General features: G+C 69.8%; 11 protein-coding genes. 3 read left to right on the top strand and 8 right to left on the bottom strand.

Annotated elements, in window-relative coordinates; translation table 11 throughout:
• On the bottom strand, nt 1–271 hold a 271-nt coding region (locus ETD86_RS48260), incomplete at its 3' end, for a hypothetical protein (RefSeq protein WP_211370783.1).
• Entirely contained in the window at nt 268–1,974 is a 1,707-nt protein-coding gene (locus ETD86_RS48255; RefSeq protein WP_138673341.1) for a histidinol-phosphatase, read from the bottom strand. The genes ETD86_RS48255 and ETD86_RS48260, both read right to left, overlap by 4 nt.
• Before the next feature lie 337 nt (nt 1,975–2,311).
• On the opposite strand from ETD86_RS48255, the gene ETD86_RS48250 reads away from it, so the two are divergent.
• Nucleotides 2,312–2,506 carry a TetR family transcriptional regulator gene (locus ETD86_RS48250; RefSeq protein ID WP_138673340.1) on the top strand — a complete coding sequence of 65 codons (195 nt, stop codon included), beginning with the start codon at nt 2,312–2,314 and terminating at the stop codon, nt 2,504–2,506.
• On the opposite strand, the gene ETD86_RS48245 is transcribed toward ETD86_RS48250, so the two are convergent.
• From ETD86_RS48245 to ETD86_RS48235, 3 genes are all read right to left on the bottom strand, one after another.
• The gene (locus ETD86_RS48245; RefSeq protein WP_138673339.1) at nt 2,503–2,910 is read right to left on the bottom strand and encodes a VOC family protein; all 408 of its coding nucleotides are present in this window, start codon (nt 2,908–2,910) and stop codon (nt 2,503–2,505) included. The two genes, ETD86_RS48250 and ETD86_RS48245, sit on opposite strands and share 4 nt — an antisense overlap.
• Before the next feature lie 787 nt (nt 2,911–3,697).
• Complete coding sequence (locus ETD86_RS48240; RefSeq protein ID WP_138673338.1) at nt 3,698–5,143, bottom strand: aldehyde dehydrogenase family protein; 1,446 nt, start codon at nt 5,141–5,143, stop codon at nt 3,698–3,700.
• 46 nt (nt 5,144–5,189) lie between these two features.
• Nucleotides 5,190–6,395: an MFS transporter gene (locus ETD86_RS48235; protein ID WP_211370781.1), complete on the bottom strand. Its 1,206-nt coding sequence runs from the start codon at nt 6,393–6,395 to the stop codon at nt 5,190–5,192.
• A 134-nt stretch (nt 6,396–6,529) separates the two neighbouring features.
• On the opposite strand from ETD86_RS48235, the gene ETD86_RS48230 reads away from it, so the two are divergent.
• Nucleotides 6,530–6,868 (top strand): ArsR/SmtB family transcription factor, encoded by a 339-nt coding sequence (locus tag ETD86_RS48230; protein ID WP_138673336.1) that lies wholly within the window; start codon nt 6,530–6,532, stop codon nt 6,866–6,868.
• Between the two features lie 129 nt (nt 6,869–6,997).
• On the opposite strand, the gene ETD86_RS48225 is transcribed toward ETD86_RS48230, so the two are convergent.
• Nucleotides 6,998–8,752, bottom strand: coding sequence for a glycoside hydrolase family 15 protein (locus ETD86_RS48225; RefSeq protein ID WP_138673335.1), 1,755 nt, complete (start codon nt 8,750–8,752; stop codon nt 6,998–7,000).
• 11 nt (nt 8,753–8,763) lie between these two features.
• Nucleotides 8,764–9,387, bottom strand: coding sequence for a membrane protein YczE (gene yczE / locus ETD86_RS48220; RefSeq protein ID WP_425465705.1), 624 nt, complete (start codon nt 9,385–9,387; stop codon nt 8,764–8,766).
• 87 nt (nt 9,388–9,474) lie between these two features.
• On the opposite strand from yczE, the gene yczR reads away from it, so the two are divergent.
• Nucleotides 9,475–10,932, top strand: coding sequence for a MocR-like transcription factor YczR (yczR, locus tag ETD86_RS48215; RefSeq protein WP_138673333.1), 1,458 nt, complete (start codon nt 9,475–9,477; stop codon nt 10,930–10,932).
• 7 nt (nt 10,933–10,939) lie between these two features.
• On the opposite strand, the gene ETD86_RS48210 is transcribed toward yczR, so the two are convergent.
• On the bottom strand, nt 10,940–11,164 hold a 225-nt coding region (locus ETD86_RS48210; RefSeq protein ID WP_211370780.1), incomplete at its 5' end, for a TRIC cation channel family protein.

Genomic DNA, 11,164 nt, shown 5'->3' with positions numbered 1-11,164 from the left:
GGCATCGAGGGGTGGCCGGCCGTTGAATGGACGCGAACGTTCGGCGCGCCCGGCGCTCGCCGAGCACCCACGACACGTCCGCGGGGACGTCCGTGACCGGCTCGGAGACGGCCAGCGAGCACGCGACATGCGGATCGCCGCCTGCGCTCGCCGGGACGAAATGGGTGCAGCCGATGGCGTCGCCCGGCAGGCCGAGCGCCTGCGCCACGGTGTGCAGCAGGTGCTCGGCCTCCTGAAGGGTTCTCGACCCCGCGTCGAAACCGAGAATCATCGGCGCGGCAGCACCCAGATCGGGTTGCTGTAGAACCACAGGTCGTTCCACGGATCGGCGTCGCCGTACACGTCGATCGCCGGCCCGTGCGGGTCCACGGCCGCCCCCAGCAGCCCCGGCGCGCCGCGCTTGCCGTCGGTGCCGCGCAGCCGCACGTACACCGGCCGATCGACCGGCCCCAGCTGGTACGTGAACGTCACGGTCCCGCTGTTCCTGTTCACCTCGTACGACTGCACGACCTTGGTGTTCGGCGTCGTGAAGGTGTCCTTGTCGGCGGCCGGGCCGGTGACGTCGCCCTGGATGACGTCCACCCGGGCCAGCGACGGCACGACCTGCGCCCAGTTCGGCCGCCCGGCCAGGGTGATCTCGATGGCCAGCTCGACCCGCGCCCCCTGCCGCACGTGCAGGGCGTCGCCGAGGGTGACCCCGCGCTGCCCGGTCCCGGCCGCCCGCGCTCGCACCACCAGCCCGCTGATCAGCCCGCCGTGATCGACCCAGATCCGCCCGGCCCGCAGCCCGTCCATGACGGCCCGGTACGCGAAGCCCTGGCTGCCGACGTGGGTCCGGCTGTAGTACCCGGGCCAGAAGTCCCCGGACCCGAAGTTCGCCACGCCCTTGTAGACCGGGTCCTCGTACTTGCCGTTGGCGGTGAAATCGCTGCCGGGGCCGCGGTCGCTGGTGTCGGCGTGCACCCAGTGGGCGTCCGAGTTGGCGGTGATCCACCACGGCTTGCCCTCGGCCAGCAGGCTGTCCCACAACCCGCCCACGGTGGCGGTCATCCAGTCGAACCCGCCGAACGTCTTGTAGCTCTCGGCCGGGTACCCGGCGAAGGAGTCCGCGCCCGGGTTGCTGTCGTAGTAGCCGCGCCCGCCGCCCGGGCCGTTCGGCTTGGCGATGCCCGCGGCCTGGTGACCCGGCGCGCCCTCCATGCCGATCGCGATCGACGGCTGCGCGTCCCGCCAGCCGCGGATCTCGTGCGGCGAGTCCAGGCCCTTCCTGGACGGGTGGTTGGCGAGGAACAACGCGTCGGGAACCCGCCGCCGCCGCACGGCCTCGGCCAGGAAGTTCAGCCCGGCGATCGCCAGGGCCTCGTTCTGCGGCGTGTTCGACCCCGCGCCCTTGACCGAGCCGTCGAAGGAGTTCTCGAACTCCTTGAGCGTCGCCACCTCATTGCTCCCGGGCGCGACGAACACCGTGCCGTGCTCGGCCGCCGGAATGTTCCACTCGAGCCCCTGGAAGACCAGCGTGTCCTTGACCGCCGCGCGGGCGGCCACGATGTCCGGGTTGACCTTGTCCACTCCGATCTTCGCGTGCGTGGCGGCACCGTGGTCGGTGATGACCATCCATCCGAGCCCGTACGCGTTGCCGTGCCGTACCTGGTCGATGACCCGGTAGATGCCGTCGCTGCTGTACTGGGTGTGGATGTGGTGGTCACCCGCCAGCCACAGATACCCGTCCTTCGCCTCCCTGCCGCGCCCGAACTCCCCGTCCGCCGCCGCCGCTGTCTGGGGTGTCCCCAGCACCCCGGCGGCCGTCAGCCCCGCGCCCAGCAGCCCGGCCCGCCGGAACATCCGGCGTCGCGACAGCTGCCCCGGGGACAGCTCACCATCCGGAATCGACAGATCCCGCGCCGCCGCGACATCCCCTTCGCCCGGCTGCTCCTGCCCGTGATCGTGATCATGGTGGTGGTGCCCATGTCCCATGACTTCATGTCTCCGTCCCGCCGGAATGAGGGTGCTCCGGCTACGGCGGGAGCGTGGCGGAACCGGATGAATCGGACATGAACGCCAAGAGATCAGCAAATGCCAGTGAGCTGTGCGTGTGGGGCGTGTGCTGCCAGCCGGGTGAACACGGCCCGGCGGCGCGCGGCGAACCCGGCCTCGGTCATGATCTCGTAGAGGCGCGGGGGTAGGTGATCGGGCCGCCGCTATCGTCGCCGTGGCCGAACAACCTGTCCGGTTATAAAGGGTCCGTTCGCCAACGCGAGCGGGGCAACAAGCAGATGCGCTCGGCTGTCCCGTACCAAACAGGAGCGGTGAAGTGTTCGGAAACCACGGCAACGACCGCGTCGATCGACGTGGACGGCGCTCCCGGCGGGCCATCGGCGAGGCGCTGATCGAGCTGATCCTGGAGAGGGGCTACGAGGCGGTGACGGTGACCGCCATCATTTCCGCACATGGCGTGTCAGCGGCCCTGACCACCGGTAGCCCCTCGCCTCCGGCCTGGAGTTTCTAGAGGAAGAGGCAGAAAGGGTGCCCGTCGGGATCCAAGAGCACCCGGACGTTGTCCTGCGGCTGGAACTCGGCCAGCACCGCACCGCACGCGACCGCCCACTCCACCGCCGCTGGCAGGTCGTCGACCTCGATATCGAGATGCTGCGAGGCGGTCTGCTCACCGGAGACGCTCGGCCACACCGGGCGGGTGTAGCTGCGTTCGTACTCGAAGCTGAGGGAGGGAGCGGTGACGTGCTCAGGCGGCCGGATCTGCGCCCAGCCTCCGTTGTCAGGCTCGCCCGGCCCGGGGCCGTCTTCTGTCGTCACAGGCAGGCCCAGCAACCGGGAGTAGAAGTGTGCAAGCTCTCGCGGTTGTGAGGTTCCGATCGTCACGGAGGTGACTCGCAGACGTGGCGGTGTCGGCATGGTCGAGACTCCCTGCAGTTGCATTCTCACGCGCCTGGCTAGGTAGTTCTTGACCTCTTTCAGGGAGGATATGCGGGTCATGCCACGTGACCCGGCGACGGGGCCATTCGCCCGGCGGCTGGTCGACAGGCGCAGGATGGGCGTTCGCCGGCGGAGATCTCCACGCCGCCGGTGTCCCCGGACAGCTCTACGATGAATTCAACAAGTTCCCACGGAACCTTGGACTCCAAGGACGCCCTCAGTGACAGATTCAGCGCCACTTAGATATTCGATCGTGGTGTGTGTGGTGGTCGGCCACCGTACCTACGGCCTGGCCGACGTAGGTGCGCAAGTCCACGGGTTGTGCTCGGACGTGCCGATGACGGCCGCCTCCGGGTGAGCGCGCGCACAAAGGACAGAGAACTCATCCGCAAAGCACGGAACCTCGTCTACGGAAAGGTTCTACGAGTCGCCAGACGGGCGCGCTGTATTGCGGTGGGCGCTTAAGCATTCCCCGGATTCGACAGAGCACATGGCGGCCTTGGAGGTGCTCGCCAGAACGCCCGTGGACATCCTGCACGGTGTGTTCGGCGATCTCCCTGAGGAGGGGGCACCGCCTGATGGGCTTGCAGCCGCTCGGCTTCCAGCACGCTCCGCGCACCGCACACGATCGCTGTGGGCAGCCGCTCACTCACCGGAAAGGTGCATCTGCCACTGCGGCGGATATGGCTTCGACACCCAAATCCTTCCAAGGGCACCTTTCCTCATGATCTGGAAGACAGCCGCCGCCTCGGCTGAATGCCTGAGGTCAATCGGCCTGCCGCGCGTTCTGCGATGTTCCCGCTACCCTCGCGGGACCGGTGAGGACCTGCAGTTCGGTGAAGCGGTGAAGACCCCATGGTCCGTTGGTCACGCCGATTCCGCTGTGCTTGTGGCCTCCGAAGGGCAGGTCTGGGCGCAGGCCGTTTCCGTGGGCGTTCACGGTGACCTGTCCGCACTCCAGCCGCGACGCCACGTCGGCCGCCCGGGTGGCGTCGTCCGTCCACACCGACGCGGTCAGGCCATAGGGGGTGTCGTTGGCCCGGTCGACGGCTTCGTCCAGATCGCGGTAGGCGATGACGGGCAGTGCGGGGCCGAACTGCTCTTCATCCACGATGCGGGTGCCGTCCGCCGCGCCGGTCAGGATGGTGGGTGCGAAGAAGTAGCCGGGGCGGTCCAGTGGCTGTCCTCCGGCCGCGGCGACCGCACCGTGGTCGATGGCGTCGGCTACCAGTTCGGACACCCGGTCGAACTGCGGGCGGTTGGAGATCGGGCCCAGCTGGACACCCTCGTCGAACCCGCTTCCGACCCGCGCCGCGTGCGCCCGTGCCGCGAGTGCCTCCACCAGCTCGGCATGGCGTCGCTCATGGACGTAGACTCGTTTGATCGCCATGCAGAGCTGGCCGTTGTTCATGAACGCGCCCGTGAAGATGTCGTCCGCGACCCGGCCGGGGTCGGCATCCTCGAGCACGATGGCGGGATCGTTGCCGCCCAGTTCCAGGGTGACGCGTTTGAGATCCGTGGCCGCCGCGGCGGCGACCTTCGCGCCGGTCGCGATCGACCCGGTGAAGCTGATCTTCCGGGGAGTGGGGTGCGCTGTCATCCAGGCACCGAGGGGATCCTGTCCGCTGACGACGTTCAGCACGCCGGGCGGGAAGATGTCGCGGAGCATTTCTCCCATCGCCAGGGTGGCCAGCGGTGTGAACGGCGAGGGCTTGAGCACCACGGTGTTGCCCGCCAGAAGTGCGGGCGCGATCTTCCAGATCGCGAGGATGATCGGCAGGTTCCACGGCACGATGGCGGCCACGACGCCGACCGGGCGGCGTATCACCTCGGCGAAACCTGTCTGGTCGTCCTGCACGATCTCGCGCGGGATCTCCAGGTCGGCGTAGTAACGCAGCCACATGGTGGCCCAGCCGATCTCGGTGCGCGCGTTGGACAGGGGCATGCCCTGCTCGGCGGTGAGCAGCCGCGCGAGCCGTTCTGTGCCGGAGTCCAGAACGTCGGCGGCGTCGCGCAGGGCGCGCCGGCGTGCCTTGTCGTCGAGTTTCCAGCGGCGGTAGGCGTGGGCGGCGGCGTCCATGGCGGCGTCGAGTTGCTCTGTGCCGCAGTCCGGCGCCTGCGCGAAGACTTCCCCGGTGGCGGGATCGATGACGTCGAAGGTGCCTGCCCCCGCCGTTGACGTGGCGTTGATGGTCATGGTGAATTCGGTCATTGTTGGTCCTCACTTGTCGGGTGAATGGTGATGCGCCGGGGGCACATCAGGTTGTTTCGGTTCGGTGGGCGAGGTCAGGGGGAGATGCCGACGCCGACGCCGACGCCGACGCCGACGTCGCGCCGGTGACCGGTCGCCGGGTCGTTGCCAGGGTGAGGGCGAATGCCAGCGCGGTGATCGCCGCGGCCGGCAGACCGAGCCGGGCCGGAGTGATCCAGGTCTGGGCGAGTCCGCCCAGGCCGCCGCCAAGCGCGATGCCGATGTACACCGCCGCGGAGTTGAGGCCGAGCAGGATCGGGGAAGCCGCCGGCGCGTGGGCGACCAGGCGGTGCTGTTGCGGTATGACGGGGATGCCGACGCACAGGCCCCAGAGCGCGGCCCACACCACGGCGGACGTCAGGCCGGCCAGCATGACCGGGCTGACCGCCAGCACCAGCGCCGCCGCGAGCAGTGATGCGGCCAGGACGCGTTCGGGACGGTGCCGATCGGTGAGGGGGCCCGCGATGACGGTTCCGGTCAGGGTGCCCAGTCCCCAGGCGAGCAGCAGGACGGTGAGCGCCGTCGCCGAGCCGCCGGTCAGGCCTTCCGCCGCGACTCCCACGTAGGGGTAGAGCAGGTACGATCCGGCGAACACCGTCATGGTGACGACCAGGACGCCCAGGACCCAGGGTTGTTTCATGGGTGCGAGCCGGGCGCGGAACCCGGCGGCGGGCAGCGAGACCTTGGGCAGGCCTACGGCGATGCCCACGGCCGCGACGATCCCCGCGCCGGCGACGGCCCACAGCGTGAGACGCCAGTCAACACCGCCGATGAGCGTGCCGAGGGGAAGGCCGAGCGCGGTCGAGGCGCTCAGGCCGCCCATGACGAACGCCAGCGCGCCCCCACGCCGCTCGGGCGGCACCACGGCCACGGCGGTGCTGGACGCGGCGGAGGTGATGATGCCCGCTCCGGCCGCGGTCACGATGCGGGCGGCCATGACCATTCCGTAGCTGGTGCCCAGCGCCGTGGCGGCGTTTCCTGCGACGAAGACAGCCAGGGCCAGCAGCAGCGCGGTGCGCCGGTTCATCCCGCTGGTGGCCGCGCCCAGGACCGGGGCCGACACCGCGAAAGTCAGGGCGAACACGGTCACGAGCTGCCCGGCGGCGGGAACCGTGACGCCGAGATCCTCCGCCATCGCCGGCAGCAGCCCGGCGATGACGAAATTGTCGGTGCCCACCGCGAACGTGGCCAGCGCCAGGGGAAGCAACCGCACGAACACGATCCACCTTTCGTTGGATTGTTGGGCACCCATCAAACTAGTGCTTAGGTTTGATGTTTGTCCAACAGTAAAACTGCGCTACCGTGAATGCATCGAGTCGCATACAGGGCAATGGCACGGGAGAGCTGATGCGCGAACTACCGCACCCGTCAGCGGACAACATCACGCTGGCCCAGCTCATGCACGCGCTGTCCGATCCAGCTCGGCTGGAGATCGTCGAGCGGCTTGCTGAGGGCGACGAGACCTGCACAGCCATCGGCACCGGCATCGAGCTGCACAAGTCCACGCTGTCGCACCACTACCGCGTGCTCCGCGAGGCGGGTCTCACGCGTACGACCGTGGACGGACGGACACGGCTGATCAGGTTGCGGCGCCACGACCTGGAGAGGCTGTTTCCCGGTCTGCTCGACGCCGTGCTCCGCGCCGTGAGGTCGCAGTCCACGGGGCGCCCCTCCGCGGCGCGCTGACGCGTCGTGGGGGTCGGCGTCGGCCAGCGAGTTGCCTTCGCTCACCTTGGCCATCACGCCGACCCTGATGGCCAAGCCCGTATCGGCGTGTTCTTCGCCGCCACACGCTGGACGGGGCCTACTCCACCCCTAGGACAAGGCGCGGGCGGCGTGAATCAGAGGCACGTGGCTGAAGGCCTGGGGGAAGTTGCCCACCAAGCGCCCATACCGGGGGTCGTACTCTTCCGCCAGCAACCCCACATCGTTGCGCAACGCCAGCAGCCGCTCGAACAGGTCCTTCGCCTCCTCCTTCCGCCCTTGCATCGCCATGACCTCCACCAGCCAGAAGCTGCACGCCAGAAACGCGCCCTCCCCGCCCGGCAGCCCGTCCACGTCGTTGTCCTCGGCGATCGGGTACCGCAGGACGAACCCGTCCGACAGGAGCTCCTTCTCGATCGCCGCCAGCGTCCCCACCACCCGCGGATCATCGATGGGCAGGAATCCCACGACGGGGATCATCAGCAGGGCGGCGTCCAGCTCCGACGACCCGTACGACTGCGTGAAGGTGTTCCTGCGCGGGTCGTACCCCTTCTCGCAGATCTCCGCGTGAACGACGTCCCGCAACGTCCGCCACTTCTCCACAGGCCCGGTGCGCCCGAACCGCTCCACGTATTTGACCCCCCGGTCGAGCGCCGCCCAGCACATCACCTTGGAATGCACGAAGTGGCGCCGCGGCCCCCGCACCTCCCACAGGCCCTCGTCGGGCTCGTCCCAGTGGTCCTCCACGTAGTCCAGCAGCTGCCGCTGGATCGTCCACGCCCGGTCGTCGGGCCACAAGCCGCGGGAACGCGACACGTACAGGCAGTTCATGACCTCCCCGTACACGTCCAGTTGCAGCTGCTTCACGGCCTCGTTCCCGATCCGGACCGGCCGCGAGTCCTCGTAGCCGTCCAGCCAGTCCAGCCGCAGCTCGGGCAGTCGGCGTTCGCCGGCGACGCCGTACATGATCTGCAGGTCCTGCGGGCGGCCGGCGATCGCCCGCAGCAGCCACGAGCGCCAGTCCGCCGCCTCCTCCAGGTATCCGGACGAGATCAGCGCGTCCAGCGTCATCGTGGCGTCGCGCAGCCAGCAGAACCGGTAGTCCCAGTTGCGCACCCCGCCCAGGTCCTCGGGGAGCGAGGTGGTGGGAGCGGCCACGATGCCGCCGGTGGGCGCGTACGTGAGCGCCTTCAGCGTGATCAGCGACCGCACCACGGCGTCCCGGTACGGCCCGTCATAGGTGCATTTGGCGACCCACTCCGCCCAGAACGCCTCCGTCTCGTCGAGCTGGTCGTCGGCGTCGATCTGCTGCGGCATCGGCTCGTGCGACGGATGCCAGGTGAAGATGAACGGCAGCCGGTCGCCCTCCTTGACGGTGAACGTGGCCCGGTGCGCGTAGTCGCCGCCCTTCAGCGGCACGGGGGAGTGCAGCCACACCGAGTCGGGCCCGCCGATGGCCTGCAGGTGTCCGTTGCTGCGCCGCACCCACGGCACGATCCTGCCGTAGTCGAAGCGCACCCTGAGCTGCGTGGACACCTCAACCGTCCCCGAGACGCCCTCGACGATCCGCACGACGTCGGGGTTGCGGTCGCGGGGCGGCATGTAGTCGATCACGCGGACCGTGCCCGTCGGGGTGTCCCACTCGCTCTCCAGGATGAGGGTGTCGGGCCGGTACCGCCGCCGGTCGGCGTGCCTGCGGCCGGTCGGGCCGAGCCACCAGTGACCGTTGCGCTCGCCGCCGAGCAGCGCGGCGAAACACGAGGGGGAGTCGAACCTGGGCAGGCAGAGCCAGTCGATGGAACCGTCTCTGGCCACGAGCGCGGCCGACTGCATGTCTCCGATCAGGGCGTAATCCTCGATCCGCATGCCTATAGACGCTACTCGGAAAAGGCGCGACCCTGCGGCAGGATTCGATCAACGGCCGGCGTCAGCGGGAACCAGCGGGTGAACAGCTGCGTCAGCGGCCCGATGGCCAGCGCGAACACCAGCGTCCCGATCCCGACCGTGCCGCCGAGCACCCAGCCCGCGGCCAGTACGGTGACCTCGATGAGGAACCGGCCCAGCCGCACCGACAGCCCGAGCCGGACCAGCCCGGTCATGATCCCGTCCCGCGGTCCCGGGCCCAGACCGGCGCCGATGTACAGCACGGTCGCCAGCGCGACCGCGACGACGCCCAGCACTACGTACATGCTCTGGAACGCCAGATGCGCGGGTGTGGGCAGCAGGAAGATCGCGGCGTCGGCGAACAACCCCAGGAACACCACGTTGCTGATCGTCCCGAGGCCGGGCTTCTGCTTCAGCGGGATCCACAGCAGCAGCACCAGCGCGCCCACGCCGATGATCACCGTGCCGATCGACACGCCGGCCCTGATCGCCACGCCCTGGTGGAACACGTCCCAGGGATCGTTGCCCAGCCCGGACTCGACCTGCAGCCCGATGCCCATGCCGTACAGGACCAGGCCGCCGTACAGCCGGGCCAGGCGGGCGGGAAAAGAACTCACTCTAGGAAGGACTGTCTCGCTCATAATGGCCTCAGAGTGGCAGGCCCCTCACTTGCCAAAACAGGGCCAATCACGAAAAGTGGCCTTATGAGGCATCTTTCGGCGGCCCAAGTGGCCCGGCTGGTCAACGTCGACCGGGGCGCCCGCCCGTACTATCGCGCCCTCGCCGACGGCCTCCGCAACCTGATCATGGACGGCCAGATCCCGGTACGCGTCCGCATGCCCGCCGAGCGCCACCTCGCCGAGATCCTCAAGGTCAGCCGCACCACCGTGACGTCGGCTTACGACCTGCTGCGCGAGCGCGGCTACCTGGAGAGCCGCCAGGGCTCGGGCAGCTGGACCGCCCTGCCCGATCCGGCCACCACGCCGGACAACCCGTGGCTCAGCACCGACGGCGACGGCCTGGTCCAGCTCCACTGCGCCGCCCCGCCCGCGCCCTCCGCCCTCCGGAGCGCGATGCTGGAGGCGGTCGACGACCTGCCCCGGTACGGCATGGGCAACGGCTACGACCCCATCGGCCTGCCGGTGCTCAGGGAACGCATCGCCGCCCGCTACACGGCCCGAGGGCTGGCCACCAGGCCGGAGCAGATCGTCGTCACCACCGGCTCCCAGCACGCCATCCAGCTCGTGCTCGGCCTGCTCGTCGGCCCCGGGGACCCGGTGCTGGTGGAGTCGCCGACGTACCCGCACGTCATCGACGTGGCCCGGCAACGCTCCGCCAGGATCGTCCCGGTCGGGATCTCGCACGAGGGCTGGCAGGCCGACCTGCTGGTCGGGGCCATGCGCCAGTCCGGGGCACGCCTGGCCTACCTCATGCCCGACTTCCAGAATCCGACCGGCGCCCTCATGGACGACGCCACCCGCGCCGCCGTCGTGGGCGCGGCCCGGCGTACCGACACGCTGGTGCTGGTGGACGAGACCTGGCTGGAGCTGGCACTGGACGAGGTGCCGCACACGTCTCCCATGGGCGCGTTCGACACCGACAGCCGCGTGATCAGCATCGGGTCGGCGTCCAAGCTGTGGTGGGGCGGGCTGCGCATCGGCTGGATCCGCACCACCGCGGCGCTGGCCCGCCGCCTGGCCATGCACCGCGCGGCCGTGGACATCGCCAGCCCGGTGCTGGAGCAGCTGGTGGTGGCGCGGCTGTTCGACCGGCTGGAGGAGACGCGTGCCGAGCGCCGCCGATCGCTGAGGGCCGCACGGGAGGCGCTGGTGTCGGCGCTGCGCTCCCAGTTGCCCGAGTGGACGTTCACGGTGCCGCGCGGCGGCGGCACCCTGTGGGTACGCCTGAACGGCGACTCCGCGCATCCGAACGCCCCCGACTCCAGCGCCACCCTCCTGGCCGAGGCGGCCGCCGGCTACGGTGTGCGCCTTGCTCCCGGCCCGTGGTTCGGCCTGGAGGGCACGCTCGAGGGCTACCTGCGGCTGCCGTACACGCAGCCGCCCCAGGTCCTGTCGGAAGCGGTCACCCGCCTGCGCGCCGCCCGCGACCACGGCCCCGTCGCCGCCTCCCGCTCCCCGGACCCGCTCATCGCCATGGTGTGAGGGCGCGTCACTCCCCGATGCCCCTGGCCAGGGGAGCGCACCACTTGCGGCGCATAGCCGCGATCCGCAGCCCGAACGCCAGCAGCGCCGCCCCCAGCGTCGCCGCCCACCCGTGCAGCCCGTACGACCACTCCGCCGCCATCACCCCCGACCCCAGCATCGCCGGAACGGCGTACAGTTGGCGGTCGTACAACAATGTCGGGATCTCCCCGGCCAGCACGTCCCGCAACAT

Source organism: Nonomuraea turkmeniaca (assembly GCF_005889735.1).
In the GTDB taxonomy this organism is placed as follows: domain Bacteria; phylum Actinomycetota; class Actinomycetes; order Streptosporangiales; family Streptosporangiaceae; genus Nonomuraea; species Nonomuraea turkmeniaca.
This window is presented reverse-complemented; position numbering and strand designations above follow the sequence as displayed.

Excerpts from the sequence above, each read along its gene's own strand:
- ETD86_RS48255 (WP_138673341.1), bottom strand. The coding sequence starts at position 1,974 with ATGGGACATGGGCACCACCACCATGATCACGATCACGGGCAGGAGCAG.
- ETD86_RS48245 (WP_138673339.1), bottom strand. The coding sequence starts at position 2,910 with ATGCCGACACCGCCACGTCTGCGAGTCACCTCCGTGACGATCGGAACC.
- ETD86_RS48240 (WP_138673338.1), bottom strand. The coding sequence starts at position 5,143 with ATGACCGAATTCACCATGACCATCAACGCCACGTCAACGGCGGGGGCA.
- ETD86_RS48230 (WP_138673336.1), top strand. The coding sequence starts at position 6,530 with ATGCGCGAACTACCGCACCCGTCAGCGGACAACATCACGCTGGCCCAG.
- ETD86_RS48225 (WP_138673335.1), bottom strand. The coding sequence starts at position 8,752 with ATGCGGATCGAGGATTACGCCCTGATCGGAGACATGCAGTCGGCCGCG.
- yczR (WP_138673333.1), top strand. The coding sequence starts at position 9,475 with ATGAGGCATCTTTCGGCGGCCCAAGTGGCCCGGCTGGTCAACGTCGAC.